Source organism: Pseudonocardia sp. ICBG162, from assembly GCF_020496225.1.
Taxonomy (GTDB): domain Bacteria; phylum Actinomycetota; class Actinomycetes; order Mycobacteriales; family Pseudonocardiaceae; genus Pseudonocardia; species Pseudonocardia alni.
Window position 1 is genome coordinate 379,453 of sequence record NZ_JAHLJD010000019.1, and the last position, 26,035, is coordinate 405,487.

The 26,035-nt window shown below is 76.1% G+C and carries 28 protein-coding genes and 1 tRNA gene; 16 read left to right on the forward strand and 13 right to left on the reverse strand.

Going from position 1 to position 26,035, the window contains the following annotated elements:
* Positions 1–25: 25 nt before the first annotated feature.
* The 5 genes from KPL60_RS20240 to KPL60_RS20260 all read right to left on the reverse strand — a co-directional run bounded on the left by KPL60_RS20240 (position 26) and on the right by KPL60_RS20260 (position 4,127).
* Positions 26–937: an alpha/beta fold hydrolase gene (locus KPL60_RS20240; protein WP_226355542.1), complete on the reverse strand. Its 912-nt coding sequence runs from the start codon at positions 935–937 to the stop codon at positions 26–28.
* Entirely contained in the window at positions 901–1,476 is a 576-nt protein-coding gene (locus tag KPL60_RS20245) for a GtrA family protein (RefSeq protein ID WP_226366829.1), read from the reverse strand. The genes KPL60_RS20240 and KPL60_RS20245 overlap by 37 nt, the downstream gene beginning before the upstream one ends.
* A gap of 127 nt (positions 1,477–1,603) precedes the next feature.
* Positions 1,604–2,179, reverse strand: coding sequence for a protocatechuate 3,4-dioxygenase subunit alpha (pcaG, locus tag KPL60_RS20250; RefSeq protein ID WP_226355540.1), 576 nt, complete (start codon positions 2,177–2,179; stop codon positions 1,604–1,606).
* Complete coding sequence (pcaH, locus tag KPL60_RS20255; RefSeq protein ID WP_226366830.1) at positions 2,176–2,874, reverse strand: protocatechuate 3,4-dioxygenase subunit beta; 699 nt, start codon at positions 2,872–2,874, stop codon at positions 2,176–2,178. Before pcaH ends, pcaG begins: the two co-directional genes overlap by 4 nt.
* A 29-nt stretch (positions 2,875–2,903) precedes the next feature.
* Complete coding sequence (locus tag KPL60_RS20260) at positions 2,904–4,127, reverse strand: 4-hydroxybenzoate 3-monooxygenase (RefSeq protein WP_226366831.1); 1,224 nt, start codon at positions 4,125–4,127, stop codon at positions 2,904–2,906.
* 70 nt (positions 4,128–4,197) lie between these two features.
* On the opposite strand from KPL60_RS20260, the gene KPL60_RS20265 reads away from it, so the two are divergent.
* Positions 4,198–4,956 carry an IclR family transcriptional regulator gene (locus KPL60_RS20265; RefSeq protein WP_226366832.1) on the forward strand — a complete coding sequence of 253 codons (759 nt, stop codon included), beginning with the start codon at positions 4,198–4,200 and terminating at the stop codon, positions 4,954–4,956.
* Positions 4,957–5,013: 57 nt separating this feature from the next.
* On the forward strand, positions 5,014–6,141 hold the full coding sequence (locus KPL60_RS20270) for an epoxide hydrolase family protein (protein WP_226355536.1): 1,128 nt from the start codon (positions 5,014–5,016) through the stop codon (positions 6,139–6,141).
* 4 nt (positions 6,142–6,145) lie between these two features.
* Here the strand turns inward: KPL60_RS20270 and KPL60_RS20275 are convergent, their stop codons facing one another.
* On the reverse strand, positions 6,146–7,375 hold the full coding sequence (locus KPL60_RS20275; RefSeq protein WP_226355535.1) for an FIST N-terminal domain-containing protein: 1,230 nt from the start codon (positions 7,373–7,375) through the stop codon (positions 6,146–6,148).
* A 96-nt stretch (positions 7,376–7,471) separates the two neighbouring features.
* Positions 7,472–7,939 carry a S24/S26 family peptidase gene (locus KPL60_RS20280; protein ID WP_226366833.1) on the reverse strand — a complete coding sequence of 156 codons (468 nt, stop codon included), beginning with the start codon at positions 7,937–7,939 and terminating at the stop codon, positions 7,472–7,474.
* Here KPL60_RS20280 and sodN point away from each other — a divergent pair.
* Both sodN and KPL60_RS20290 read left to right on the forward strand, forming a co-directional pair.
* Positions 7,892–8,299, forward strand: a complete 408-nt coding sequence (sodN, locus tag KPL60_RS20285) for a superoxide dismutase, Ni (RefSeq protein ID WP_062400785.1) — start codon at positions 7,892–7,894, stop codon at positions 8,297–8,299. The genes KPL60_RS20280 and sodN overlap by 48 nt on opposite strands.
* Positions 8,300–8,415: 116 nt before the next feature.
* Positions 8,416–8,949 carry an AAA family ATPase gene (locus KPL60_RS20290; protein WP_226366834.1) on the forward strand — a complete coding sequence of 178 codons (534 nt, stop codon included), beginning with the start codon at positions 8,416–8,418 and terminating at the stop codon, positions 8,947–8,949.
* Positions 8,950–8,961: 12 nt separating this feature from the next.
* On the opposite strand, the gene KPL60_RS20295 is transcribed toward KPL60_RS20290, so the two are convergent.
* Positions 8,962–9,429 carry a MarR family winged helix-turn-helix transcriptional regulator gene (locus KPL60_RS20295; RefSeq protein WP_226355532.1) on the reverse strand — a complete coding sequence of 156 codons (468 nt, stop codon included), beginning with the start codon at positions 9,427–9,429 and terminating at the stop codon, positions 8,962–8,964.
* A gap of 80 nt (positions 9,430–9,509) precedes the next feature.
* On the opposite strand from KPL60_RS20295, the gene KPL60_RS20300 reads away from it, so the two are divergent.
* The 3 genes from KPL60_RS20300 (at position 9,510) to KPL60_RS20310 (ending at position 12,114) form a co-directional block, all read left to right on the forward strand.
* Positions 9,510–10,685, forward strand: a complete 1,176-nt coding sequence (locus tag KPL60_RS20300) for an FAD-dependent monooxygenase (protein WP_226366835.1) — start codon at positions 9,510–9,512, stop codon at positions 10,683–10,685.
* A gap of 19 nt (positions 10,686–10,704) precedes the next feature.
* Positions 10,705–11,259, forward strand: a complete 555-nt coding sequence (locus tag KPL60_RS34305) for a DUF1697 domain-containing protein (RefSeq protein ID WP_308016792.1) — start codon at positions 10,705–10,707, stop codon at positions 11,257–11,259.
* A 255-nt stretch (positions 11,260–11,514) separates the two neighbouring features.
* The gene (locus tag KPL60_RS20310) at positions 11,515–12,114 is read left to right on the forward strand and encodes a superoxide dismutase (RefSeq protein WP_226366836.1); all 600 of its coding nucleotides are present in this window, start codon (positions 11,515–11,517) and stop codon (positions 12,112–12,114) included.
* A gap of 57 nt (positions 12,115–12,171) precedes the next feature.
* Here the strand turns inward: KPL60_RS20310 and KPL60_RS20315 are convergent, their stop codons facing one another.
* Complete coding sequence (locus tag KPL60_RS20315; RefSeq protein WP_226366837.1) at positions 12,172–13,464, reverse strand: competence/damage-inducible protein A; 1,293 nt, start codon at positions 13,462–13,464, stop codon at positions 12,172–12,174.
* A 405-nt stretch (positions 13,465–13,869) separates the two neighbouring features.
* Between KPL60_RS20315 and KPL60_RS20320 the strand changes: the two genes are divergently transcribed.
* The gene (locus KPL60_RS20320; RefSeq protein ID WP_226366838.1) at positions 13,870–15,315 is read left to right on the forward strand and encodes a glycosyltransferase family 2 protein; all 1,446 of its coding nucleotides are present in this window, start codon (positions 13,870–13,872) and stop codon (positions 15,313–15,315) included.
* Positions 15,316–15,359: 44 nt separating this feature from the next.
* Here the strand turns inward: KPL60_RS20320 and KPL60_RS20325 are convergent, their stop codons facing one another.
* The gene (locus KPL60_RS20325; protein WP_226366839.1) at positions 15,360–15,836 is read right to left on the reverse strand and encodes a thioesterase family protein; all 477 of its coding nucleotides are present in this window, start codon (positions 15,834–15,836) and stop codon (positions 15,360–15,362) included.
* A gap of 255 nt (positions 15,837–16,091) precedes the next feature.
* Here KPL60_RS20325 and KPL60_RS20330 point away from each other — a divergent pair, with 255 nt between their 5' ends.
* The 3 genes from KPL60_RS20330 (at position 16,092) to KPL60_RS20340 (ending at position 17,880) form a co-directional block, all read left to right on the forward strand.
* The gene (locus KPL60_RS20330; protein WP_226355526.1) at positions 16,092–16,484 is read left to right on the forward strand and encodes an STAS domain-containing protein; all 393 of its coding nucleotides are present in this window, start codon (positions 16,092–16,094) and stop codon (positions 16,482–16,484) included.
* 6 nt (positions 16,485–16,490) lie between these two features.
* Positions 16,491–16,583: transfer RNA gene (locus KPL60_RS20335), tRNA-Sec, on the forward strand.
* Between the two features lie 43 nt (positions 16,584–16,626).
* Positions 16,627–17,880, forward strand: a complete 1,254-nt coding sequence (locus tag KPL60_RS20340) for an amidase family protein (RefSeq protein WP_226366840.1) — start codon at positions 16,627–16,629, stop codon at positions 17,878–17,880.
* Between the two features lie 13 nt (positions 17,881–17,893).
* On the opposite strand, the gene KPL60_RS20345 is transcribed toward KPL60_RS20340, so the two are convergent.
* Together KPL60_RS20345 and selD are read right to left on the reverse strand one after the other, a co-directional pair.
* On the reverse strand, positions 17,894–18,940 hold the full coding sequence (locus tag KPL60_RS20345) for a PLP-dependent cysteine synthase family protein (RefSeq protein WP_226356662.1): 1,047 nt from the start codon (positions 18,938–18,940) through the stop codon (positions 17,894–17,896).
* Between the two features lie 75 nt (positions 18,941–19,015).
* Positions 19,016–20,050: a selenide, water dikinase SelD gene (gene selD / locus KPL60_RS20350; RefSeq protein ID WP_226366841.1), complete on the reverse strand. Its 1,035-nt coding sequence runs from the start codon at positions 20,048–20,050 to the stop codon at positions 19,016–19,018.
* Positions 20,051–20,201: 151 nt separating this feature from the next.
* Between selD and KPL60_RS20355 the strand changes: the two genes are divergently transcribed.
* The 5 genes from KPL60_RS20355 (at position 20,202) to KPL60_RS20375 (ending at position 25,372) form a co-directional block, all read left to right on the forward strand.
* Positions 20,202–21,101, forward strand: coding sequence for a DivIVA domain-containing protein (locus KPL60_RS20355; protein WP_226366842.1), 900 nt, complete (start codon positions 20,202–20,204; stop codon positions 21,099–21,101).
* Positions 21,102–21,168: 67 nt separating this feature from the next.
* Complete coding sequence (selA, locus tag KPL60_RS20360; protein WP_226366843.1) at positions 21,169–22,500, forward strand: L-seryl-tRNA(Sec) selenium transferase; 1,332 nt, start codon at positions 21,169–21,171, stop codon at positions 22,498–22,500.
* A 3-nt stretch (positions 22,501–22,503) separates the two neighbouring features.
* Entirely contained in the window at positions 22,504–24,324 is a 1,821-nt protein-coding gene (locus KPL60_RS20365) for a selenocysteine-specific translation elongation factor (RefSeq protein WP_226366844.1), read from the forward strand.
* Between the two features lie 48 nt (positions 24,325–24,372).
* Entirely contained in the window at positions 24,373–24,786 is a 414-nt protein-coding gene (locus tag KPL60_RS20370) for an STAS domain-containing protein (protein ID WP_062400770.1), read from the forward strand.
* 259 nt (positions 24,787–25,045) lie between these two features.
* Positions 25,046–25,372 (forward strand): WhiB family transcriptional regulator, encoded by a 327-nt coding sequence (locus KPL60_RS20375; protein ID WP_060710891.1) that lies wholly within the window; start codon positions 25,046–25,048, stop codon positions 25,370–25,372.
* A gap of 104 nt (positions 25,373–25,476) precedes the next feature.
* On the opposite strand, the gene KPL60_RS20380 is transcribed toward KPL60_RS20375, so the two are convergent.
* Positions 25,477–25,962, reverse strand: a complete 486-nt coding sequence (locus KPL60_RS20380; protein ID WP_226355520.1) for a hypothetical protein — start codon at positions 25,960–25,962, stop codon at positions 25,477–25,479.
* Positions 25,963–26,035: the final 73 nt, after the last annotated feature.

Consider the following 26,035-nt stretch of genomic DNA (forward strand, 5'->3'; position numbering starts at 1 on the left):
TCCGCGGCCGGGACCCGGCCGCGGCTCAGCCGCCGAGGAACGCGCGGACCGCGGCGGTGGTCGCGGCGGGCTGCTCGTCGACCAGGAAGTGCCCGGCCCCGGTGACCGCCTCGCCGGTGACCAGCGCGGGGTCGGCGGCGGCGCGGCGCCAGACGTCGAGCGGGCTCTCGTCGTTCGCGCCGACCACGCCGCGCTCGCCCCACAGCACCAGCGTGGGAGCGGCGATCCGCTCGTGCGCGGCGGCGGAGGCGGCGTCGTGCTCGAGGTCGATCGAGGCGCCGGCGCGGTAGTCCTCCAGCATCGCGTGCCGGGCCGCCGGGTCGGCGAACGCGCGCTCGTAGGTGGCCAGCGCCTCGGGCGGGTGCGCGTCGAGCCCCGAGCCCCAGCCGCCGAGCAGCGAGTGCAGGTAGCCGATCGGGTCCCCGGCGATGAGCCGTTCGGGCAGGTCGGCGGGCTGGATGAACAGGAACCAGTGGTAGTACGCCGTCGCCAGCGCCCGGTCGGTGTGGGCGTAGACGTAGGCGGTGGGGAGGATGTCGAGCAGCGCCGCCCGCGCGACGCGCTCGGGGTGGTCGAGCAGCATCCGGTGGGTGACGCGGGCGCCGCGGTCGTGGCCGACCACGGCGAAGCTGTCGAACCCGAGCCGCGCCATGACGTCGACCTGGTCGGCGGCCATCGCCCGGAACGAGTAGCCGGCGTGGTTCTCGCCGTCGGCGGGGCGGCCGGACTCGCCGTAGCCGCGCAGGTCGGTGGCGACGACGGTGTGGTCGCGCGCCAGGTCCGCCGCGAGCGGCCCCCACATGGCGTGGGTCTGCGGGAAGCCGTGCAGCAGCAGCACCGGCGGGCCCTCGCCACCGCGCACCCCGTGGACGACGACCCGCTCCTCGGGCGGGCCGACGGTCAGGTCGAAGGCGTCGAAGTCGACTGTTCCGGGCACGGGTGCCGTCCTCCCTGGTCGGATCGCGCACCGGCAGCCGGCCGCGCCACATCGAACACCCAGAACCGCAGCACCGCGAACCGCAGCAGCCCGCCGGCGAGGCTGGCGACCGCGACGACCGCGGCCTCCTCCCCCGGCGTGGTGGCCCCGCCCAGCTGGTGCAGCGCGAGCAGCACCGCCGAGGTGTAGGTCGCGTAGAACGCGACGGTGCCCGCGTCCTGCACCCACTCGCGCAGCCGGTGCGCGGGGGCGCCGTCGAAGGCGAAACGGCGGCTGGCCTCGGTGCTGATCGCGGTGGTGAGCACCAGCGCGACCAGGTTCGCCGGGACGGCCGGGAGCACCGGGCGGAACAGCAGGAACAGCGCGGCGTTCAGCGCCGTCGCCCCACCGCCGACGGCGGCGTAGCGGGCGAGCTGCACGGCCAGCGGGTACCGCCGCGACAGCGCGACGACGGCACCGGTCACCGGCCCGGGGACCCGGGCCGCGGAGGTCGCCGGGTCCCCGAACGGCACGTGTGCCGCCGACTGTGCTGCGTCCACCGTTCCTCCCGCCCCTGCTGGGTAGATCTTCGCAGGAGTACCCCCGACGGATCACCGGGAATCAACCGGACGCGTCACACCTCCACGGTGTGATGCCCCGGGCGGGTGCGCGCGCGGCCGGGCACCGTCACAGTGCGAGGAACACCGTCTCCCCCTCGCCGCGCAGGCGGATGTCGAACCGGTACCGGCCCGGGCCCTCCGCGACGGCGACGAGCGTGTGCCGGCGCGCCTCCGGGACCGCCGCGAGCAGCGGGTCGGTGGCGTGGGCGTCGGCGTGCTCGGGGAAGTAGATGCGGGTGACGACGCGGTCGAGCAGGCCGCGGGCGAACACCGAGACGTTCACGTGCGGAGCCTCGGCGGAGCCCGCACCGGAACCGTCGGGCAGCGCACCCGGCAGCACGGTGCGGATCCACCACCGGCCCTCGTCGTCGGTGGGGCAGCGGCCGAAGCCGCGGAAGCCCTCCACCGTGGACTTCGCGGCGCCGCGCGGGTCGTCGGGGTGGTCGAAGCGGCCGTCCGGGTCCGCCTGCCAGGTCTCGACCAGCGCGTCGGGCACGAGCGCGCCGGTGCCGTCGACCACGGTCCCGCCGATCAGGACGGCGCCCGGGGTGCCGTCGGGCACGACGTCCGGGCCGTCCGGCCAGGGCAGGCCCAGCGACAGGTACGGGCCGACGGTCTGGGTGGGGGTCAGCGGCAGGCTCATGCGTGGGGCTCCTCGAACGGGGTGGCGCCGCGGCCGCGCAGCACGATGTCGAAGCGGAAGGCCAGCGCCCACTCGGGGCGGGTCGCGTCGAGGTCGAAGGTGGACACCAGCCGCCCGCGAGCCTCCTCCGGCGTCGCGTTGTAGATCGGGTCCTGGCCGAACAGCGGGTCGTCCGGGAAGTACATCTGGGTGACCAGCCGCTGGGTGAAGGCCCGCCCGAACAGCGAGAAGTGGATGTGGGCGGGGCGCCAGGCGTTGTGGTGGTTGCCCCACGGGTAGGCGCCGGGCTTGATCGTGGTGAACGAGTAGTTGCCCTGCGCGTCGGTGAGGACCCGGCCGCCGCCGGTGAAGTTCGGGTCGAGCGGGGCGGGCCAGTTGTCCCAGCGGTGGGCGTAGCGGCCCGCGGCGTTGGCCTGCCAGACCTCGACGAGGGTGTCCGGGACGGGGCGGCCGTCGGATTCGAGCACCCGCCCGGCGACGACGATCCGCTGGCCGAGGGCCTCGCCGCCGGCGCCGACGGTGAGGTCGTCGTCGCCGGGGCGGACCGGGCCGGTCAGCAGCGGGCCGGTGATCTCGGTGAGCCGCTGGGGCAGGATCACCGGCTGCTCGGACGGCGCCCGCAGCGCGGTGCTGCGGTAGTCCGGTGAGAGCAGCGGTGCGTGGGTCCCGGCCGGGACGGGGGCGTAGCCCTGCATCGGCGGTCCTTCCTCGTGGTGGGTGGGGTCTAGACGGCGCCGTGCGGGAGGCCGACGTAGTTCTCGGCGAGGCTCGTCGCAGCGGCGCGGGAGGTCACGGTGTAGCGCAGCTGGGAGCGCTGCAGGCCGACGCCGAACGCGTCGCCGCCCTCGGTGGCGGGGTCGAAGCGGTGCAGCATCGAGGTCATGAACCAGGAGAAGTGCTCGGCCCGCCAGACCCGGCGCAGGCAGGTGTCGGAGTAGGTGTCCAGGCCGCCGGTGTCGCCGTCGCGCAGCGCGCGGACGACGGCGTCGGCGAGCACCCGGACGTCGGCGATGGCGAGGTTCATGCCCTTCGCCCCGGTGGGCGGGACGATGTGCGCGGCGTCGCCGGCGAGGAACAGCCGTCCGCGGCGCATCGGGGAGGCGACCATGCTCCGCATCGGGGTGACCGAGGGCTTCTCCAGGAACTCGCCCTCGTGCAGGATGAAGCCGTTGCAGGCCAGGCGGGTGTGCAGGGCGTCCCAGATGCGGGCGTCGGACCAGTCGGCCGACCTGGTGTCGTTCGGGACCTGGACGTAGAGCCGGGTCACCTCGGGGCTGCGCATCGAGTAGAGCGCGAAGCCGTCGTCGTGGTGGGCGTAGACGAGCTCGTCGGTGGTGGGCGCGGCTTTTGCGAGCACCCCGAGCCAGGAGAACGGGTAGACCCGCTCGGCGACGTCCGGGGCCACCAGCGGGCGGGAGACGCCGTGGAAGCCGTCGCAGCCGGCGATCACGTCGCAGCGCAGGACGTGCTCGGCGCCGTCGGCGTCGGCGTAGGTGACCGACGGGGTGTCGGTGTCGACGTCGTGCAGGACGACGCCGGAGACGCCGAACTCGACGGGCAGGCCCGCGTCGTCGACGCGGTCGGCGAGCAGGTCCTTCACGACCTCCTGCTGGCCGTAGACGGTGATCCCGGTGCCGACGAGGTCGGCGAAGTCGATCCGGTGGTCGGCGGCGGGGGCGCCGGGGGCCTCGGCGAAGCGCAGCGAGATGCCGGTGTGCGGCATGCCCTCGCGGTCCAGCCGTCCGGCGACGCCCATCCCGCGCAGCAGCTCGACCGTGGGTGCCTCCAGCACCCCGGCGCGGACCCGGGCCTCGACGTAGCCGCGGTCGCGGGCCTCCAGCACGACCGAGTCGACACCGGCCAGCGCCAGCAGCTTCGCCAGCACGAGCCCGGCGGGGCCCGCCCCGACGATGCCGACCTGGGTCCGGGACTCGCGTCGCTGCGTCATGGGACCCACCTTCCCGTTCCCGGGCGCGGCCATTCGACCGAGCTTCCGCTCTACGGAAGAATGCCCGGTCATGACGACGCGTCCGGTCCGCTCGGGGGTCACCGCGCGGGTGCTGGACGTGCTGGGCGCGTTCAGCGCGCAGGCCCCGGTGCTCGGGCTGACCGACATCGCCCGGCGCACCGGGCTCCCGCTGACGACGGTGCATCGGATCGCGGGTGAGCTCGCCGCGGGCGGGGCGCTGGACCGCGGCGACGACGGCCGCTACCGGATCGGGCTGCGGCTCTGGGAGATCGCGCACCTGGCCCCGGCCAGCCACGGCCTGCGGGAGGCGGCGATGCCGTTCCTGGAGGACCTGCACGAGGTCACCCGGCACAACGTGCAGCTCGCCGTGCTCGACCCGGACGACGCCGGCGAGGTCGTCTACGTCGAGCGCCTGTCCAGCCACGACGCCGTCTCGATCGTCACCCGGACCGGGTCACGGCTGCCGTCGACGGCGACCGGGGTCGGGCTCGTGCTGCTCGCGCACGCCGACCCGGCCGCGGTGGAGGCCGTGCTGGCCCGGCCGATCCGCCGGTTCACACCGTGGACGGTGTGCCGCGCCGACGGCGTCCGGGCGCTGCTCGCCCAGGCCCGCACCGGCGGGTTCGTGGTGTCCGACCGGCAGATCGAGGAGGTGTCGATGTCGGTGGCCGCCCCGGTGCGCAGCGGCGACGGGCCGGTCGTCGCCGGGCTGTCGATCGTCGTGCCGGCCGCGACGAACCCGCACACCCTGGTGCCCGCGGTGCGCGCGGCGGCCCGCGGGATCAGCCGGGCGCTCGCCGCATCGTGATCGTTCCGATGCCGTGGCCGGTACGCCCGTCGTGGCGTTCCGTGCCACCGTGACGACGTGCGCGAGTTCCGGATCGAGATCCCCGACGCCGAGCTGGACGACCTGCGTGAGCGGCTCGCCCGCACCCGCTGGCCGGACCCGGGGACCGTCGACGGCTGGTCCCAGGGCGTCCCGCTGGACTACGCCCGCGAGCTGTGCGAGTACTGGCGCACCCGCTACGACTGGCGCCGCGTCGAGGCCGAGATCAACGCGTGGCCGCAGTACCGCACCGGCCTCGACGGCGGCGGCGACGACTCGGTCGAGATCCACGTGCTGCACGCCCGCTCGAAGCACCCGGACGCGATGCCGCTGCTGCTCACCCACGGCTGGCCGGGCTCGCTGGTCGAGTTCCTCGGCGTGCTGCCGGCGCTGACCGACCCCGAGGACCCGGCCGACGCCTTCCACGTCGTCGTGCCGACGCTGCCCGGGTTCGGGTTCTCCGGCAAGCCCACGACGACCGGGTGGGGGGTCGAGCGGATCGCCGTCGCCTGGGCGCAGCTGATGGACCGGCTCGGCTACGAGCGTTTCGCCGCGCAGGGCGGCGACTGGGGCTCGATGATCACCTCCGCGCTGGGGACCGCGGCCCCGGAGATGCTCTACGGCATCCATCTGACGATGGCGCTGGCCCCCAAGCCCGACGACGCCGCCGAGCTCACCGCGCAGGAGAAGGCCGACATCCGCTTCTCCAAGGAGTTCTCCCGCTACGGCTCCGGCTACTCCGCCGAGCAGTCCACCCGTCCGCAGACCATCGGCTACGGGCTCGCCGACTCCCCCGCCGCGCAGTGCACGTGGATCGTGGAAAAGTTCTGGGACTGGACCGACTGCGCGGGCCACCCGGAGAACGTGATCAGCCGGGACCGGCTGCTGGACAACGTCATGCAGTACTGGCTGGGCTCGGCCGGCGCGTCGTCGGCGCGGATCTACTGGGAGAGCTTCGCCCGCCGCCGCCTCGACGACGTCGAGGTCCCGACCGGCGTCGCCCAGTTCCCGCACGAGATGGTGAAGCTCCCCCGGTCCTGGCTGGAGCGCCGCTACACCGACCTGCGCTGGTTCTCGCGTCCCGACGTCGGCGGGCACTTCCCGTCGCTGGAGCAGCCCGAGTCCTTCGTCGACGAGGTGCGGGGGTTCTTCCGCACCCTGCGCTGAGGTCTCAGACCACCAGCACGGACGCGGTGAACGCGTGCAGGTGGTTGCCCGGCCCGACCGGTCCGATCTCCCCGGCGGCGAAGAAGCCGGCCACCCGGGGACCGGCCGCGTCGCCGGACCCGCTCGCGTGCGGGTCGAGGCCGACGCGCACGGCGTGCACGTCGTGATCGGCGTCGCCGAACATGCCGGCGCCGCGGCCGTTGCAGGAGAACAGCAGCGCGCCCGCGGCCGGCGCGGCGCGGCGCACCGGGGCGAGCAGCTCGTGCAGGTCCTGGGCGGCACCCGCGGCGTCGCGGACCTGGAAGCGCACGGTGGTGCCGACCTCGACGACGTCGCCCGCGATGACGGCGCCGTCGCCGACGTCGACGGCCAGCACCGCGCGGACCAGGAAGTCCCCGCGGTCGTGGGACTCGGCGTACTCGTCGACGGCGACGCCCAGATGCAGCCCAGTCAGCGCCTGCTGCTGCTCCTCGGGCGGCAGCGCGGTGACGATCTCGCGCAGCCGCTCCGCCGCGGGCCGCCCGGCGAGCTCGGCGATCCGGTTCTCCTCCGCGCGGGTGACGACCATCGGCGGCCCGATCGGGCGGCATCCCTGGCTCACGACGACCCGCGCGTCGGACGTGCCGCCGAGCAGCACCCCGACCGCGCCGCCGTGGTGCACGGTGCCGCCGGCGAACAGCCGGTTGGCCCCGGGACCGCCGGGCCCGCTGGCCAGGCCGCCGATCACCGGGAAGCCCGGGTTCGTCGACGCGAGCCGGTCCAGCACCCCGCTGACCGGGAACGCGAACGGGTCGGCGAGCAGGACGGCGACCCGGTCGTCCTCGGCGGGCGGGACCAGGCCGCGCACGCCGATCGCGTCGCGGCCGTCCGGTCCGGCGCCGGGGCGGCGCTCGGCGACCGGGAAGATCGTCCGGACCCGGGTGCCGGGCAGCGACGCCGCCCAGACGGCGACGGCGGGCTCGCCCTCGACGCCGCGGCCGTCGGCCATCACGCCGTGCGCGGTGGTCCCGATCGTCGCGCCGGGCGCGGCGAGCTCCATCACCCGCAGCCCCGCGGCCTCGACCTCCTCGACCGGCGCGGCAGCCCCCGCACCGGGGCACACGAAGAACACCACGAGGTCGGGGACGACGCCGAGCGCGGCCAGCGCCTGCCCCGTCGCGACCTCCGCGGCGCCGACGAGATCCGGCCCGACAGCCAGCCCGTCCCCGACCTGCACGACGCCACCCACCACCATGGCTCCCGACGCTACGTCAGCCGGCGGCTCCCGCACGGGTTCGGGCGTCCCGCACGGGATCGGGACCCGTGTGGGACGCCGGATCCCGTGCGGGACTCAGCGGCGGAGGGCGGGGACCCGGCCGGGGCGAGGCCAGAGGCGGTGGCGGGCGACGGCGTGGACGTGGGCGGGGCCCAGGGTCGCCGAGTCCGTGGAGCCGAACGGGTTGTCGCCGCGGACGTGCCAGCCGTCGCCGTCGGGGTGCACGGCCCGCTTCACCGACAGCTGTCCGGGGCGGGACTCCCAGGTCACGAGGACGACGTCGCCGGACCGGACGGGTGCACCGAACCGGACCAGCACGACGTCGCCGTCGGACAGGGCCGGGGACATCGACGGCCCCCGCACCGTGACCCTCCGCAGGCGCATCCCGGACTCCCTCCAGAGTGGATCTCTCGTGACGTGGTCGTCCTGCCCGACCACCGCCGCGAGGGTAGGGTCGCCGGTGCCAGAACGATCACCCCACCAGGGAGGACACTCATGCGGCTGTCCCGCATTCTCCGTCCGCGACTGGAGGCCACCGCGCACTGCGACCTCCCCTGCGGCGTGTACGACCCGGCCCAGGCCCGGATCGAGGCCGAGTCGGTCAAGGCGATCCAGGAGAAGTACCAGGGCAACGAGGACGTGGACTTCCGGGCCCGCGCCATCGAGATCAAGGAGCAGCGCTCCGACCTGGTCAAGCACCACCTGTGGGTGCTCTGGACCGACTACTTCAAGCCGCCGCACTTCGAGAAGTACCCGGAGCTGCACGAGCTGTTCAACAAGGCCACCAAGGCCGCCGGCGCGTCGGGCACCAAGGGCTCGAACGACCCGGCCACCGGCCAGGAGCTGCTCGACTACATCGCCCAGATCGACAAGATCTTCTGGGAGACCAAGCAGGCTGCCTGATCCAGGCGCACGACGGCGCCGGTCGGCGGGGAGCGATCCCCCCGGCCGGCGCCGTCCGCGTTCCGGGGGCACCCGACCGCGCAGATCCGGCCGGGGCCCCGGAGTACGGTCGCCCGGTGATCATCTGGCTCAACGGCGGGTTCGCCGCGGGGAAGACCACGCTGGCCCGGGAGCTGCACCGGCGCCTCCCCGACGCCGTCGTGTACGACCCCGAGGACGTCGGCCTGATGCTGTGGAAGTGGCTGCCGCCGGGCGAGGACTTCCAGGACCTGCCGAGCTGGCGGGAGCTGGTCGTCGCGACGGCCCTGTCGCTGCGCAGGCACCACGCACGGACGCTGGTCGTGCCGATGTCCCTGGTCCGCGACACCTACCGGGCGGAGATCCTCGACGGCCTGGCCGACGCGGGCGAGGACGTCCTGCACGTCTTCCTGGACGCCGCCCCCGAGGTGCTGCGGGACCGGCTCCGCGCCCGTACGCCGCCACCCGGTGACCATCGCCCGGACGGGTCGGCGCTCGACTGGGCCCTGAGCCGGCTGGACCCGGCGGCCGCGGGCCGGCAGCCGGCGGGGACCCTCGTCCTGCGCTCGGACCGGCTCACCCCGGCGGAGCTCGCCGACGCCGTGCTCGCCGCCGCCGACCGACCGTCGTGACCGTCGTCGGCGTCAGGTCGGCTCGTCGTCGACCTGCGCGGTGAGGTCGTCCAGCATCCGCCCGAGCAGCCGGGCGAGGTCGGAGCGGTCCTGCTCCGACCAGCCCTCCATCGCGCCGGAGAACCACCCGAGCGCCTCGCGCAGGTAGCGCCCGACCGCGTCGGCACCCCCGGGGGCCAGCTCGACGAGCCGGGCCCGCTGGTCGGCCGGGTCGGCGACGCGGCGCACCAGGCCGCGGCGCTCCAGCTCGTTCACCTGCCGCGTGACGTGCGGCCCGACCACCTGCATCCGGGTGGCGATCTCCCCCACCCGCAGCGGGCCGCCCGCCGTGTGCAGCGTGATCAGCACCGACAGGGCGGGACGGTCGACGTCGATGCCCGCGGCGGCGACCGCGCGCTCGACCACGCGTCCCCGGCTCAGGACGGCGCTGAGCTGGGTGATCCGCGGCAGCAGCGCGGCCAGCACCGGGTCGTCGGACACACGTCCCCCTTGATAGATACCTAAGTTAGGTATATGTTCGGCGTCGTCGGAAAAGGATACCTAAGTTAGGCAGGTACATCATGAAGGGGACGATCCTCGTGTCCGGGGCGAGCATCGCGGGGCCCGCGCTCGCCTACTGGCTGCACCGCCGGGGCTTCGCCGTCACCGTCGTCGAGCGGGCCGGCGCGGTCCGCGGCGGTGGCTACCCGATCGACGTCCGCGGCACCGCGGTCGAGGTGGTCGACCGGATGGGCCTGCTCCCCCGCGTCCGGGCGGCGCACGTCGACTCGCAGCGGCTCACCTTCCTCGACCCCGACGGCACGACGATCGCGACCGTCGACCCGGAGGCCGCGACCGGCGGGACGCACGGTCGCGACGTCGAACTGCAGCGCGGCGACCTCACCGGCGCGCTGTACGACGCGGTCCGCGACGACGTCGAGTTCGTGTTCGGCGACTCGATCGCGAGCCTGACCGACCACGACCACGGCGTCGACGTGACCTTCCACAGCGGAGCCGAGCGGAGATTCGACCTGGTCGTCGGCGCGGACGGGCTGCACTCGGCCACCCGCGCGCTCACCTTCGGGCCGGAGGAGCAGTTCCACCACTACCTCGGGTACTGCTTCGCCGGGTTCACGATGCCGAACCACCTCGGCCTCTCGCACGAGGGCGTCCTGTGGAACGTGCCGGGCCGGGCAGGCATCCTCTACGCGACGGGCGAGGCCCCCGAGGTGCACGGCTTCCTGAACTTCGCCCGCACCGACCCGCCGTTCGACGCCTTCCGGGACCCGCAGGCCCAGCGCGACCTCGTCGCGGAGACGTTCGCCGGGGACGGCTGGGAGATCCCGCGGATGGTCGCGTCCATGTGCACCGCCGACGACCTGTTCTTCGACGTCGTCAGCCAGATCCGGATGCCACGCTGGTCGTCGGGCCGGGTGGCGCTCGTCGGCGACGCGGGTTACGCGCCGTCGTTCATGAGCGGGCAGGGGTCGAGCATGGCGCTCGTCGGGGCCTACGTGCTCGCCGCCGAGCTGGCCGCGGCCCCCGACCACGCCTCCGCGTTCGCCGCCTACGAGGACGGGCTGCGCGGGTTCGTCGAGCTCAACCAGGCCCTCGCCACCGGGGGCGGCGGGCTCGTCGCACCCCGTACGACCGAGGACCTGGAGCGGCGCAACGCGGCGTTGCGCGAGCCGGTGGGCCCCACCGGTGACCGCATCCGCGAGGCGGCCTCGGCCTTCACCCTCCCGGCCGCCGCGTAGACGCGGCACCATTCCCGGCGTGCGTACCCACGTCGCGCTGCTGCGCGGGATCAACGTCGGCGGCCACGGGAAGTTCCCGATGGCCGACCTGCGCCGGGTGCTCGGCGAGCGCGGCTGCGCCGACGTCGTCACCCACATCCAGTCCGGAAACGTCGCCCTGACCAGCCCCGCGGGCGACGACGAGGTCGTCGCCACGGTCGCCGCGGCGCTGGTCGAGGAGTTCGGCGTCGAGCGCCCGGTGGTCGTGTTCGGCCGCGAGGACTACCTCGCCGCGGTGGCCGCAAACCCGTACCCGGAGGTCACCGACCCGAAGCAGCTGCACGCCCTGTTCCGGGCCGGCCCGGTGTCCGACGACGACCGCGAGCGGATCGCGGCCGCGCTGGCGGCCGAGCGGGCGAAGGGCGGGCGGGGCGACGCCGTCGCCCACGGGCGGGCGGTCTGGCTGCACCTGCCCGACGGGCTGGGGCGCAGCGAGCTCGCCACCCGGCTGGCCGCCCGGACGAAGGCCGGTGACCAGGGCGGGACGATGCGGAACCGGGCGACCGTGGAGAAGCTGGCCGAGCTCCTGGGCTGAGCCGGACACGCGACGGCGCCGCGGCCGCGTCCGGTCGGACGTGACGCACGGCGCCGTCGACGGTGGATTCGAGCTGCCAGAACGATCCCCACCGCGTCACCCACATTCCTGCAAGTGACTTGCAGAAGAGTACATGTGGCGAATCGCTGCGTCCATGCGTGCGCATCACCCGTCGCGGGTAGGCGGCAGTTGCTACATAGTGGCAAGTGACCACGCGTGGCATCCCGCCGCGCGTCCCCGACGAGGAGAGGACCCATGGCCGAGTACACGCTCCCGGACCTGCCCTACGACTACTCCGCTCTTGCCCCGCACATCGCGCCCGAGATCATGGAGCTGCACCACTCCAAGCACCACAACACCTACGTCCAGGGCCTCAACACCACCCTCGACAAGCTCGCCGACGCCCGCGACAAGAACGACTTCGGCGCCGTCGTCGGACTCGAGAAGACCCTCGCGTTCAACCTCGGCGGCCACGTCAACCACTCCGCCTTCTGGAACAACCTCTCCCCCGACGGCGGCGACAAGCCCACCGGCGATCTCGCCACCGCCATCGACGCCGACTTCGGCTCCTTCGACGGCTTCCAGGCCCACTTCACCGCCGCCGCCACCACCATCCAGGGCTCCGGCTGGGCCATCCTCGGCTACGACCAGCTCGGCGGACGCCTGCTCATCCACCAGCTCTACGACCAGCAGTCCCAGCTCCCCGCAGGCCAGACCCCCATCGTCCTGCTCGACATGTGGGAGCACGCCTTCTACCTGCAGTACAAGAACGTCAAGCCCGACTACGTCAAAGCCTGGTGGAACGTCGTCAACTGGGCCGACGCCGCCGAGCGGTTCGCCGCCGCGAAGGGCTGAGCCTCCCCGCACCGCCACCGCGCCCCGCCCGGGAACCCCGGGCGGGGTGTCGTGCCCTCAGCGGTGCGCGCCCGGCCCGGTGACGCCGGTGGCGCGCAGCAGCAGGTGCATCGCCAGGTCGACCGAACGCTCGCGGACGTCGGCGCGCCCGCCGGGCAGCTGCGGGTCGCGCGCGATGACCTGGCCGTCGGCGGTGGTCACGCAGAAGCAGACGTAGCCGACGGGCTTGGCCTCGGTACCGCCGCCGGGGCCCGCGACGCCGGTGACACCGACGCCGACGTCCGCCCCGAACCGCGCCCGCGCACCGTCCGCCAGTGCCCGCGCGACCTCCGGCGACACGGCCCCGTGCGCCTCGATGAGCGCGGCGGGGACGTCGAGCAGCGCGGTCTTGGCCTCGTTCGAGTACGCGACCACACCCCCGGCGACATAGGCCGACGACCCGGCCCGGTCGACGAGCCGCCCGGCCAGCAGCCCGCCGGTGCAGGACTCGCCGGTCGCGACCGTCCAGCCCTTCGTGCCCAGCGCCGCGGCGAGCAGCTCGTCGGTGGTGCTGCCGTCGTCGCTGATGAGTGCGCGGCGGTGGCGGTCGACGATGCGGGCGGCCAGATCGCGGGCCACGGGCTCGGCGCCGGGCAGCGGGTGCAGGTCGACCTCCAGCTCCGAGCGTCGCAGGCAGGTGGTCACCTCCACCCCGGACATGTCGAGCTCGGCCTCCAGGACGCGCAGCGTCTCGGCGATCTCGGACTCCGGCAGCCCGGCGAAGCGCAGGAGCGTGGCCTCCGCACGGGGCACCCGGGTCAGCAGCTCCGCCACGGGCGCCGACTCCAGCGCGGCGGGCCACATGCCCTGCAGCTCGCGCGGCGGCCCCGGCAGCACGACGACGAGCGGCCCGCCCGGCCGCGTCACGGCCAGCCCCGGCGCGGTCCCGACCGGCTCGAGGACGCTCGCGCCGCGCGGCACCCTGGCCTGCTTGGCCGTCGCCGCGTCGAGCGCGGGCCCGGCCCAGCCGGCGCGGCTCGCCCAGCCGGCGACCCGGTCGTGGATCCGGCCCTGCAGCGCGGTGTCGACCTCCATCTCCGCGCCCGCGAACCCGGCGACGACCTCGGCGGTCAGGTCGTCGGCGGTCGGCCCGAGCCCACCCGAGGTGACGACGAGGTCGTCGGAGGCGACGAACTCCAGCGCCGAGCGCAGGTCCTCCGGGCGGTCCCCCACCAGCAGGACCCGCGAGACGGCGAAGCCGAGCTCGCCGAGGGAGCGGGCGACGAAGGGACCGTTGGCGTCGGCGACGTGGCCGGTGAGCAGCTCGCTCCCGGTGACCAGGACCGACGCGGTGGGACGGGACTCGCTCATGATCCGAACCTACCCGCGCCGGGACGTCCGCACCCTGTCGCGCGCGGGGTCACCATCGGTGCAGGTCCGGGGCGTCGGGACGCCGTCCGGAGTGGACTCGCCACCCGTTCGGGTGATGATGGTGCGCGACACGCCCGGAACCGGACCACTCCGGCGTGTCGTCGCATCGCGAATGCCGCTCGTCGTGCCCCCGGACGGCCGCGGGCAACCGCCCCGCGCGGCCGCCGTCGTCACCCGTACGGCGCACGATCGGGCGGCACGGCTCCGACCTGCACCGACGCCGTCCGTCGCACCACATCCGGTGAACTCCGTGACCGCGCACACGCACAGTGTCCGTTTTCCGGCAACTGCGCACTCTCAGTGTGAGCACAGCGGGCGTACCCGACACTGTGTCCCATGTCAGGGATGTCTGCGCCGAACGACGCCGCGACCTGGGTCGGTGAACTGGACCGGCTCGGCCCGCTGCGTGATCTGCGGGTCGACCCGGCCTTCCACGCCGCCCGTCTGCTCGTCACCGTCGGTGGCACTCCGCAGGGCCAGGTGACCGTGCCGCTGCGTGGCGGTCGCGCCACGATCGCGGAGCTGCGGTCCGCACTGATCACCCTGGGGTCGCCCGAGCAGGTGGCCCCGGCGCCGGTCGCGGGCGACCCGGTGACGGTGGTGATCGCGACCCGCAACCGGCCGGACTCGCTGGCCCGCTGCCTGCGCGCGGTCCTCGCCTCCGACCACCCGGCGCTGTCGGTCGTCGTCGTCGACAACGACCCGCCGGACGAGCTCACCCGCGACGCCGTCGCCGCCGCCGGGTCCCCGCGGGTCCGCTACGTCCGCGAGCCCCGCCGGGGCGCGTCGGTCGGGCGCAACCGGGGTCTCGCCGAGGCCCGCACCGAGATCGTCGCCTTCACCGACGACGACACCGAGGTCGACCCCGCCTGGGCCTCGCGCATCGCCGGCGCCTTCGCCACGGACCCCGAGCTCGCCTGCGTCTCCGGCCCGGTGCTCGCCGCCCGCCTGGGCAGCCCCGAGGAGCGCGCCGCCGACGTCGCCCTGGCCTGGAACAAGGGCTTCACCCCGCGCCGGTTCACCCTCGCCGAGCCCCCCGCGGACTCCCCGATCTTCCCGTTCGCACCCGGCCTGTTCGGCATCGGCGCCAACCTCGCCGTGCGGGCCGGGGCCGCCCGCGCCGTCGGCGGCTTCGACGAGGCCATGGGCCCGGGCACCCCCACCCACGGCGGCGAGGACTGCGAGTTCCTCGTCCGCATGATCCTCGCCGGCAACGTCCTCGGCTACGCCCCGGGCGCCTACCTCTGGCACCACCACCGCCCCGACCAGGCCGCGCTGCGCAAGCAGATGGAGGGCTACGCCGTCGGGCTGGGCAGCTTCCTGGCGAAGGTGGCGCTGTCGCCGCAGGGCCGCTCGGTCGCACTGCGCCGGCTCCCGGCGGCCGTCGCCCGGCTGCGCCACATCTCCGACCGCGAGGCCGGCGCGGGCGTGGCGATGCCCGCCGACGCCGACCAGACGCGCAACCGGGGCCTGCTGAACGGCCCGCGGGCCTACCTCCGGTCACGCCGCGCGGTGCGGCGGGCCGGCGGAGCGGTGCCGCCGCTGATCGGGCCTGCGCGGGCCGGGACGACCGCCCCGCACAAGATCCTCGCGACCGGCGGCCACCCGGCCGTCACGCCCGCCCGGCCGCACGGCACCGGCGGGTACCCGGCCGTCGCGCCGGCCCGGCCCCAGGGCACCGGGGGCCACCCGGCCGCCGTACCCGGGCGGCCGCAGGACACCGGCGGGTACCGGCCCGTCCCCGCCCGCACCGGCGGCCCGTACGGCGCCGGCCCCGCCCGGCGCGGCTGAGCCGCCCGCGGGGTCGTGGCGACGACCCGCCGCCACGGCCCGCGCTAGGACGTGGTGACGTCCGGACCCGGCCCCAGCAGGGCCGGGTCCGACGACGCGGCGACGAGCCTGCCGTGCGGGTCGGCGACCAGCCGTCGCGTCGTGGTGTCGAGGACCCCGAGGGTGCACTCCACCTCGGCCGCGAGATCGTCCGTCCGGGCCCCGTCGGCCGCGGCCACCCGGACGATCCGGTGACTCATCGTGAACGGCTTGCGCGCCGTGAACGCGATCACCGAGTCGATCCGCAGCTCGTCGCCGGCGCGCAGCTCGGCCCGGAAGTGCGCCGTCGTCGACAGCAGCACGATCGTCAGGCCGTGCGCGCCGAGCGCGTGCTGGGACAGCCCGGCGGCGCGGAAGTGCTCCATCCGGGCGTGCTCGCCGTACTGGTGGTAGACAGCATGGTTGACGTGCCCGTTCACGTCCATCTCGTAGCTGCGGCCACCGATCCGGACCCCGAACGGCGGAGACTGCTCGACGCTCATGGTCCACACCCTGCCAGCCGGGCCGGACCACCCCGGGCAGCGCGCCCGACCGCGTCGCGGAACGTTTGTGCCACCTGCGACCGCGGTCGTAGGGTGGGTGGCCGCGCTGACTAGGCTGGTGCGGAGGCAGCACGAGCGGTACGTCAAGCAACGGCGGCCGGTTGTCACTCACGGTGAAGTCGATGGCGCGTCCGGGAACGGACCACGAGCACGTCGACGGCGCCGACGGCGACGACTCGCGAGGGAGCACGACACATGAGCAGTGAGACGCCCACCGGGGTGGGGGGAGACCAGGGCCCCGACGTCGGCGAGGTCGTCCGCTTCGAGGTGGTCGAGCACGGTGACGGCGCCGTCGTCGTCCACGTGCACGGCGAGATCGACACGATGACCGCGCCCGTGCTGAGCGAACGACTCGCCGAGCGGATCGGCTCCGCGAGCCTGCTGGTGGTGGACCTGACCCGGGTCACGTTCCTCGGGTCGGCCGGGCTGGCGGCCCTCGTCGAGGGCAAGGAGAAGGCGGAGAACGCCGGCAGCCGGCTGCGGCTGGTCTGCGGCTCGCACGCCGTCACCCGCGCACTCGAGGCGACCAACCTGATGTCCCTGTTCGACGTGGCCGACGGCGTGCCGGAGGCGCTCCGCACGGCCTGACGACCCGGAGGCGTATGGGTGCCTGGTGGCCCCCGCGGTCTTCAACACCGACGTGGCCGAGCATCTCGGCCAGGCGGGTTCGATTCCCGTCCGCCTCCGCCGACCACCACCCCCGACGACCGGGACGACGAGCCCCACCGCGATGAGCATCCTGCACCTGGACGAGCTGTCCCCCACCTCGGGTAACGGCCCGTCCGGTGTGCCGGAGCTCGCGGCCGCGGTACGCGAGGGACGGCTGAGCGCAGCCACCGTCGCCGAGCGGCTCCTCGCCACCCCCGACGACACGGTGCCCGTGGGCGCCGGGCTGGTGGTGGATCCCGGACCGCTGCGCGCGGCCGCCGCGGCGCTCGACCGGCGCACCGACCGGTTCGCCCTGCCGCTGGCAGGCGTCCCGGTGGTGGTCGAGGACGGCATCTCCGTGGCCGGGCGCGGGGACGAGATCGTGCGCAGGCTGCGGGCCGCGGGCGCACTCGTCGCCGGGCGGGCGCGGACCGCCGAGCACGAGGTGGGCCTCGACGCCACCCCGGGCGGCCGGGCCACCGCGACCGTGGTCGCCTCCGGCGTCGTCCCGCTCGGGATCGGTGTCGACGGCGACGGCACCCTGCGCTGCGCCGCCGCCGCGCACGGGATCGCCGCGCTCAAGCCGGGCCGCCGGGTGCTCCCGCTGCCCGACGCCGCCGAGCGACGCTGGTACGGGCTGGCCGAGCCGACCCTGCTCGCCGGGCGCGCGGAGGACCTCACCGCGGTGCTCGACGCGCTCTCCCGCGGCACCGGCGGGCCGCCCGCGCCGTCGTCGGTACTGCGGCTCACCACCCCGGCCGGTACCGGCCCCGGGCCGGCCGCGGCGCCCGTCTCCTCGCTGGCCGCGTCGCTGCGCACCGGCCGCACCCGGCTCGCCGGGCCGGACTCGGCGTCCGCGGTGCACGCGGCGATCCGGATCCTGCAGGACGCCGGACTGGGCCTCGTCGCGGCCGACCCGCCGTACCGGGCCGTGCTGGTCGTGCACTCGGCCCGCCGCCGTCAGGCCGGGCTCGCCCGCCGGGTGGAGGACCTGGGCCTCGACCCCGCCGAGCTGCCGCGCAGCGCCCGCAGCCTGGTCCGGCGCGGCCGCCGCGTCCGGCGTCTGGGCGGGCTGCGTCCCGCGACGCCCGCGTCGTGGCGGCAGCGGATGGTCGCCTGGCTCGACGACGCCGGCGCCGAGGCCGGTCTGCTGCCCGCCCCGCCCGGGGCGTCCGGGGCCGGGTCCACCGGGGTGGCCGCGTGGAACCTGGCCGGGCTGCCGTCGCTGGTCGCGCCGGTGCACCGGCCCGGGGAGCACGGCTGCGTGCAGCTCGTGGGCCGGCCCGGTTCGGAGCGGCGGCTGCTCGCGACCGCCGCCCTGCTCGCCGGGGAATGATCCCCGGCCCGGCTCAGTCCGCGGGCGGGGACCAGACCCCGGTCGCGACGAACCGGTCGAGGGTCTCCCTGTAGGGCGCCAAGTCCATCCCCTGGGCGGCGACCCAGGCGTCGTCGTAGTAGCTGTGGCGGTAGCGCTCGCCGCCGTCGCACAGCAGGGTCACGACGCTGCCCGCGCGTCCGGCGCGGAGCATCTCCGCGACGACCTGGTAGACGCCCCACAGGTTGGTGCCGGTCGACCCGCCCGCCCACCGGCCGGTGCGGTCGCGCAGGTGCCGGGCGGCGGCGACGCTGGCCGCGTCGGGCACCGGGACCATCCGGTCGATCACCGACGGGACGAAGCTCGGCTCCATCCGGGGCCGCCCGATCCCCTCGATCCGCGACGCCGCCCCGGTCGCGTACGACGGGTCCCCCGCCGTCCAGCCGGGCAGGAACGCCGACCCCTCCGGGTCGACGACGGCCAGCCGGGTCGCGAGCCGCCGGTAGCGCAGGTAGCGGCCGATCGTGGCCGAGGTGCCCCCGGTCCCGGCCCCCACGACGATCCACTCCGGCACCGGGTGCGGCTCCTCGGCCAGCTGGGCCAGGATCGACTCGGCGATGTTGTTGTTGCCGCGCCAGTCGGTCGCGCGCTCGGCGTAGGTGAACTGGTCGAGGTAGTGCCCGCCGGTGTCCGCGGCGAGCCGCTCGGCCTCGGCGTAGACCTCGCCGCCGTGGTCGACGAAGTGGCAGCGCCCGCCCTCCCGCTCGATCAGCGCGATCTTCTCCGGGCTGGTCGAGCGCGGCATGACCGCCACGAACGGCACCCCGAGCAGCCGGGCGAAGTACGCCTCGGAGACCGCCGTCGACCCGGAGCTGGCCTCGACGACCGTGGTGCCCTCGGTGATCCAGCCCGACGCGAGCGCGTAGAGGAACAGCGACCGGGCCAGCCGGTGCTTGAGGCTGCCGGTGGGGTGCACAGACTCGTCCTTGAGGTAGACCTGCACGCCCCACTCGGCGGGCAGCTCCAGCACGTGCAGGTGGGTGTCGGCGGAACGGTTCGCGTCGGCCTGGACGCGGCGCATCGCCTCGTCGACCCAGGCGCGGGTACGGGCACAGGAACGGTCGACGGGCTGCACGCCCCCGACCCTAGATCGGGCTCAGAGCCGGACCAGCCCGGTCCCCTCGGTCACGGTGCCGATCCGGGCCGCGTCGTGCCCGCGCCCGCGCAGCCACGCGACGGCGGCGTCGCCGCGGCCGGGGGCGGCGCCGAACAGCAGCCCGCCGGAGGTCTGGGCGTCGGACAGGACCAGCAGGTCCTCCTCGCCCGCGGAGCCCGCGACGACCCGGTCGTCGATCCAGGCACGGTTGCGCAGCGTGCCGCCGGGGACGACGCCGTCGGCGACCAGCTCCCGCACCCCGCCGAGCAGCGGCACCGCGGCGACGTCGACGTGGGCGTCCACCCCCGAGGCGACGGTCATCTTCGTGAGGTGCCCGAGCAGGCCGTAGCCGGTGACGTCGGTGCAGCCGGTGGCGCCCGCCTCGCGGGCGGCCGCGGCGGCGTCGGCGTTCGGGGTCGTCATGACGGCGACGGCGGCGTCGACGTCCGCGGGCACCCCGCGCTTCACCGCGGTGGTGGTCACGCCGATGCCGAGCGGCTTGGTCAGCACCAGCTCGTCGCCCGGCCGGAGCCCGGCGTTGGTCAGGACCCGGTCCGGGTGGACCTCTCCCACCACGGCGAGGCCGTACTTCGGCTCCGGGTCGTCGATCGTGTGCCCGCCGACGACGGCGAACCCGCACCGCCGCCCCACCCCGGCGCCGCCCTCCAGGACCGCGGCCAGCACGTCCGGCCCGAGCTGCTCGGACGGCCAGCAGACCAGGTTCAGCGCGAACAGCGGGGTGCCGCCCATGGCGTAGACGTCGGAGACGGCGTTGGTGGCGGCGATCGCGCCCCAGGTCCCCGGGTCGTCGACGATCGGGGTGAAGAAGTCGGTGGTCGCGACCAGCGCACGGTCCGCGGACAGCCGCCAGACCGCGGCGTCGTCGCCGGTGTCGGTGCCGACCAGCAGGTCCGGGTGGGACGGGGGCGTGACCGCCGCGAGGACCTCCCCCAGCTGGGCCGGTCCGAGCTTGCAGCCGCAGCCCGCGCCGTGGCTGAACTCGGTGAGACGACGGGCGACACCGGTGTCGGACATGTCCCCATCCTGGCAGCGTCGCTCCGTGATCGCCCGCGTCACACACCGTCGACCGCCGGGCTGCCGCCGTCCGCCGAACGGGGGCTGTCGGGCTGCGCCGGGGACACGGAGACTGACGCACCGTGAGCAGCTGCACGGGGGGTACGACGAGGTGACCGACGGTGTCACGGATACCGGCGCCGAGGTGACGGCCGAGGACGTACGCGACGACGAGACGACCCGCTCCGGGGACGCGGTCCCCCCGGCCGGACCCGTTCCCGAGGCCGTGCTCCCTCCGACGACGGCCGCCGGACTGCCGCAGCGCGCCCCGCGCGGCGGCGACGGCGCCCGCAGCGTCGAGCACACCGTCGAGGACCTGGTGGGCCGCCTCGCCGCGGCCGAGTACGCCCGCGACGCCGCCGAGCGCCGGGCCGAGGCACTCGCCGCCGCCCTGGAGGACGCCCGGTCCCGGCCCGCGGAGACCTTCGGCATGCGCGCGGACAAGGTGCTGCGGATGGCCGAGCACGAGGCCGCGATGCGGCGACGCACCGCCGAGACCGAGGCCGCGCAGCTAATGGACGCAGCCCGCGACGAGGCCGCCCGGATCGTCGACGACGCCCGCGCGGAGGTCGACCGGCTGCGTGCGGCCGGGGTGGCCGCGCGGCGCGACAGCGAGCTCGTCGCGGACACCGCGGCGTCGATGCACGCCCACGTGTCCGCGTTGCGCTCGTCGGTGCGCGAGGAGATCGCCCGGCTGCACGGGATGCTGGGGTCCGAGCTCGGCAGGCTCGACGCGCCCGCCCGCGCCGCGCGCGGCGCCGACCAGGGCGAGCGTGTCCGGCGCCCGGTGGGCGGCCCGGCGCACGCCCTGCGGACCGGGGAAGCCCCCGGGGCCGACGGGGCACCCGTCGCCGACCCCGCCACGGTCGAGGACCACGACGAGGAGGCCGTCGACCTCCCGGCGGTGGTGCTGCCCGAGCAGCGGGAGCCGGAGCCGGAGCCGCCGGCCGATGCGGCCCCGGCGACCGGCACCGCCGCCGGCACCGAGGGCAGCGGGCAGCGGACGTCCTGACCCCGCCCCGGAGCGCGACGGCGCGGAGCACGGGACAGCACGGTGTGACGGGGGTTACGGTGCGCCGGTGACCCCCGCCGAGCCCGACCCGCGCCGGCGCGTCCCCCGGACCGACGTCGTCCTGGCCGACCCGGCGCTGGCCGGGGCCGCCGCACGGTTGGGCCGGCCGCGGGTCAAGCGCGCCGTCGTCGCGGCGCAGCAGGACGCGCGGGCGGGCCGGATCGCGCCCGAGGAGGTCGCCGCCGTCGCCGGGGCGGCGCTGCCCGCCGCCGCGACCGGGATCCGGGCGGTCCTCAACGCGAGCGGTGTCCTGCTGCACACCAACCTGGGCCGGGCGCCGCTCTCGGCCGCCGCCGTCGACGCGCTGGGGGTGGCCGCGGGCACCTGCGACGTCGAGCTGGACCTGGCCACCGGGCGGCGCGGGCCGCGCGGCACGGACGCGCTGGCCGCGCTGCGCGACGCCGTCCCGGGTGCGGGGGCGGCCTGGGTCGCGAACAACGGCGCCGCCGCCCTCGCGCTGGTCTGCGCCGCCCTCGCCGGCACCGGTCGCGAGGTCGTGGTCTCCCGGGGCCAGCTCGTCGAGATCGGCGACGGCTTCCGCATCCCCGAGCTGATCGAGTCCACCGGGGCCCGGCTCCGCCCGGTCGGCACCACCAACCGCACCCACCTGCGCGACTACGCCGGCGCGATCGGCCCGGACACCGCGTTCCTGCTGGTGGTGCACCCGTCGAACTTCGTGGTGACGGGGTTCGTCTCGGCCGTCGGGGTCCGGGAGCTGGCCGGGCTGGGACCACCGGTCGTCGTCGACATCGGGTCCGGGCTGCTGACCCCGCACCCGCTGCTGCCCGACGAGCCCGACGCCGCGGGCACCCTCGCCGACGGCGCCGACCTCGTCACCGCCTCCGGGGACAAGCTGCTCGGCGGACCGCAGGCCGGTCTGCTCCTCGGCGGCGGGGACCGCGGCGCCGCCCTGGTCGAGCGGGTGCGGCGCTTCCCGCTGGCCCGGGCGATGCGCGTCGACAAGCTGACCCTCGCGGCACTGGAGGCGTCGGTGGCCGGTCCGCCGACTCCCGTCCGGGAGTTCCTCGACGCCGACCCGGCCGCGCTGCGGGCGCGGGCCGACGCGCTCGCAGCGGCCCTGGCCGCCGACGGGATCGACGCGACCGCGACGGACACCGTCGCCGGGGTCGGCGGGGGCGGCGCACCCGGGGTGGAGCTGCCCAGCGCCGCGGTCGCGCTGCCCGGGCGGTACGCGGCCGCGCTGCGCGCCGGTGACCCGCCGGTGCTGGGCCGGGTCGCCGACGGGCGCTGCCTGCTCGACCTGCGGGCGCTGCCGCCGTCGGCGGACGCGACGCTGGCCGGGGCCGTGCGCGCGGTGCCCGTGCGTCCGGAGGACTGAGCCGTGCACGTGCTCTGCACCGCCGGCCACGTCGACCACGGCAAGTCCACGCTGGTCCGGGCGCTGACCGGGATGGAGCCCGACCGGTACGCCGAGGAGCGCCGCCGCGGGATGACCATCGACCTGGGCTTCGCGTGGACCGAGGTGCCGGGGGCGGGCACGGTCGCGTTCGTCGACGTCCCCGGGCACGAACGCTTCGTCGCCACGATGCTCGCCGGGGCCGGCCCGGTCCCGGCGGCGCTGTTCGTCGTCGCCGCGGACGAGGGCTGGATGCCCCAGTCCGGGGAGCACGCCGACGCGCTCGCGGCCGCAGGCGTCACCGACGGACTGCTCGTGGTCACCCGCTCCGACCTGCTCGACCCCGAGCTGGCCCTCGACGACGCCCGCGCCGCGCTCTCCGCCCGCGGCCTCGGCGGCTGGCCCTCGGTCGCCGTCTCGGCCCGCACCGGCACCGGTCTCGACGCGCTGCGCGGCGCGCTGGCCGCGCTCACCGCCCGGCTGCCCGCACCCGACCCGGACGGGCCGGTGCGGCTGTGGGTGGACCGGGCGTTCACCGTCCGCGGGGCCGGGACGGTCGTCACCGGCACGCTGCGCAGCGGCACCGTGCGCCCCGGCGACACCCTGGAGCTCGACGGCGCCGCCGGCCGGGCACCGGTGACCGTGCGCGGGGTGCAGGAGCTCGGCGAGCCGGTCGACGCCGCCGCCGCGGTCGCGCGGGTCGCGCTGAACCTGCGGGGCGTCCCCCGCGACCGGGTCGACCGCGGCGACGCGCTGCTCGGCCCGGGGGCGTGGCCGGTGACCGGGGAGGCCGACGTCCGGCTGCACGGGGTCGGCGGGCCGGTGCCGCTGCCGTCGTCGCCGGTCGGGCTGACCCTGCACGTCGGCTCGGCGGCCGTGCCGGTGCGGGTCCGCCCGCTCGGTCCCGGACCGGCGGGCGGCGAGCCGGTCGTGCGGCTGACCCCGGCACGGCCACTGCCGCTGCGGATCGGGGACCGGGCGGTGCTGCGTGACCCGGGTGCCGGACGGATCGTGGCCGGGGTGACGGTGTTGGACCCGGCACCGCCGCCGTTGCGCAGGCGCGGCGCGGCCCGGCGCCGGGCCGACGAGCTCGCCGGGGCCGGGGCCGTCCCCGACGCCGACGCCGAGCTCGCCCGGCGCGGCACCGTCCGGGCCGACGACCTGGTGCGCTGGGGCGTGCCCGCCGGCGAGGTGGCCGCGCTCGCGGCCCGGGTCCCCGGCGCGGCGGGCCGGCTGCTGCACCCGGCCGCCGCCGCGTCGTCGGCCGCCGCACTGGCCGTCGCCGTCGCCGCGCACGACGCCGAGGACCCCCTCGACCCCGGGCTGCCGCTCGCCGCGGCCCGGCGCGCCGCGGGGCTGCCGGACGTCGCACTGGTGGAGGCCGTGCTGTCCGCCGTCGGCGGGGCCGGTCTCGTCCTGCGCGACGGGCGGGTGCGGGCCGCCGCGGACGCCGGCCCGCCCGCCGCGCTGCGCGACGCCGCGGCCCGCGTGCGCGCCGACCTCGACGGGGCCCCGTTCGCCGCGCCGGGGGCGGCCCGGCTCGCGGAGCTGGGGCTCGGGCCGCGGGAGCTGGCGGTGCTCGACCGGGCCGGGGAGCTGCTGCGGGTGGCCCCGGAGGTCGTGCTCGGCCCCGACGCGCCGGAGCGGGCGGTCGCCGTGCTCGGCGGGCTCGACGGCGCGTTCACCGTCTCCGCCGCCCGGGAGGTGCTCGGCAGCAGCCGCCGCGTCGTCGTGCCGCTGCTGGAGCTGCTGGCCCGCAGGGGCCTCACCGTGCGGATGCCCGACGGGACACATCGCCTGCGCTGAGCGGGCTCCGAGTGGCGACGCCGTGCCGCGGTGCCTACCGTCGACCCAATGACCGACCCCCGTCCGCCCGCCGCCGGCACCACCGACGGCTCGGGCGGGACGTCTCCCGATGTCACCGACACCTGCGACGGGCTGCGGCTGGAGACCTCCCGGCCCGCGGACGGGACGGTCGTCGTCGCGGTGACCGGTGAGCTGGACATGCTGACCGCGCCGGAGCTGCGGCACGCGGTGGCCGAGCAGATCTCGGCGGCCTCGCTGGTCGTGCTGGACCTCGACGGGGTCCGTTTCCTCGGCACCTCCGGGCTGGCGGCGCTGATCGAGCTGCGGGAGCAGGCACACCGGGCCGGGGTCGAGCTGCGTCTGGCGTGCACCGAGCGGCGTGTCCTGCGCCCGATCGGCATCGCCGGGCTGCACCATCTGTTCGACATCCACGACGACGTGCAGGCCGCACTCGACTCCTGAGAAAGTGACCTGAGTCACATCTCGGCGTGCCCGGATCCACCCGACGGCCCGGCGCCGCTCGCGGCGCGTAGGTGCGTGGCGGTGTCGTGAACAGGGGCGATGCCCGGTCCGTCCGACCGGGCGGCCGGCCCCGGACACCTCGCACGGCCCGTCGCTAGCACCGATCCCGACATCGCGCAGGTTTGATCTCGAACCCCCTCGGGAACCGGGGTGAGGAGCCAACCCGGTCCTCCCGGGCCCCGAGCGACGAGGTGAGCACGTGAGCGACGTTTCCCGGCTTCCCGGCCCGATGGACGACGTGTGGCAGTGGCAGCGACTGGGTGCGTGCCGCGGCATGGACAGCGCCGTGTTCTTCCACCCCGACGGGGAGCGCAACCCCTCCCGGTCGCGTCGCACCGAGCGCGCGAAGCAGGTCTGCCGAGGATGTCCCGTGCTGCAGGAGTGCCGTCGCTTCGCGCTGGCCAGCCGTGAGCCGTTCGGCGTGTGGGGCGGGCTGGGCGAGTCCGAGCGCCGCGCCATCATCGAGCGTCGCGACGCCGAGCGCATCGTCGCCGAGCAGGGCCCCGGCCTCGCCGCCGTCGTCTGACGGACCACGTACGACGGATCTCCGATCCGGCACGGCCCGCCCGGGATCCGGGCGGGCCGTTCTGCTGCGCGGGCCGTTCCGACCGCTCGGCGGCTCGGCCGGCGTCACACCGCCGAGGGCAGCGCCTCCGGCTCCGGGACGTCCTCCGCGAGGGGCCCGGCGGGCCGGTAGGGCAGCACCGGCAGGCCGTAGACCCGGGCGACGCGGCGCACCGCGCGGCGGACCACCTCGATCTCCGGGTCGTCCACCGGCCCGGCGGCGGCCGGGGCCACGCACCAGGTGTCGTCGTCGGGGTCGAACCCGACCAGCTCCGAGAGCGCCGCGACGAGGTCCGCCTCGTCGCCGTCCTGCACCGCCCAGCGCAGCCCGAGCCGGTGCACCCGCACCCGCTCGACCGGCAGCGCCTCGACCGGCACGTCCTCGGTGTCGTCCTCGGCCGCCAGCAGCTCCCGCGCCTCGGCCGGTGTCAGCGGGCGCCGGGTGGGGGCCGGGTCGTCCCGCACGACCAGCAGGTCGGTCTCCCCCGCCTCACCGGAGAGCGCCGCGAGCGGGCCCCCCGCACGGGCGGACTCCGCCGCGGTCAGTGCCACCGCGACCAGCCTCCGCGGTCGCGTCGTCCCCTGCCTCACGCTCGCCCCCGTCGATCCCACACGTCGTCGTCCC

Coding starts and splice junctions, on each gene's coding strand:
- pcaG (WP_226355540.1), bottom strand. CDS start 2,179: ATGAGCCTGCCGCTGACCCCCACCCAGACCGTCGGCCCGTACCTGTCG.
- pcaH (WP_226366830.1), bottom strand. CDS start 2,874: ATGCAGGGCTACGCCCCCGTCCCGGCCGGGACCCACGCACCGCTGCTC.
- KPL60_RS20260 (WP_226366831.1), bottom strand. CDS start 4,127: ATGACGCAGCGACGCGAGTCCCGGACCCAGGTCGGCATCGTCGGGGCG.
- KPL60_RS20265 (WP_226366832.1), top strand. CDS start 4,198: ATGACGACGCGTCCGGTCCGCTCGGGGGTCACCGCGCGGGTGCTGGAC.
- KPL60_RS20275 (WP_226355535.1), bottom strand. CDS start 7,375: ATGGTGGTGGGTGGCGTCGTGCAGGTCGGGGACGGGCTGGCTGTCGGG.
- sodN (WP_062400785.1), top strand. CDS start 7,892: ATGCGGCTGTCCCGCATTCTCCGTCCGCGACTGGAGGCCACCGCGCAC.
- KPL60_RS20300 (WP_226366835.1), top strand. CDS start 9,510: ATGAAGGGGACGATCCTCGTGTCCGGGGCGAGCATCGCGGGGCCCGCG.
- KPL60_RS20310 (WP_226366836.1), top strand. CDS start 11,515: ATGGCCGAGTACACGCTCCCGGACCTGCCCTACGACTACTCCGCTCTT.
- KPL60_RS20315 (WP_226366837.1), bottom strand. CDS start 13,464: ATGAGCGAGTCCCGTCCCACCGCGTCGGTCCTGGTCACCGGGAGCGAG.
- KPL60_RS20320 (WP_226366838.1), top strand. CDS start 13,870: ATGTCTGCGCCGAACGACGCCGCGACCTGGGTCGGTGAACTGGACCGG.
- KPL60_RS20325 (WP_226366839.1), bottom strand. CDS start 15,836: ATGAGCGTCGAGCAGTCTCCGCCGTTCGGGGTCCGGATCGGTGGCCGC.
- KPL60_RS20330 (WP_226355526.1), top strand. CDS start 16,092: ATGAGCAGTGAGACGCCCACCGGGGTGGGGGGAGACCAGGGCCCCGAC.
- KPL60_RS20340 (WP_226366840.1), top strand. CDS start 16,627: ATGAGCATCCTGCACCTGGACGAGCTGTCCCCCACCTCGGGTAACGGC.
- KPL60_RS20345 (WP_226356662.1), bottom strand. CDS start 18,940: ATGCGCCGCGTCCAGGCCGACGCGAACCGTTCCGCCGACACCCACCTG.
- selD (WP_226366841.1), bottom strand. CDS start 20,050: ATGTCCGACACCGGTGTCGCCCGTCGTCTCACCGAGTTCAGCCACGGC.
- KPL60_RS20370 (WP_062400770.1), top strand. CDS start 24,373: ATGACCGACCCCCGTCCGCCCGCCGCCGGCACCACCGACGGCTCGGGC.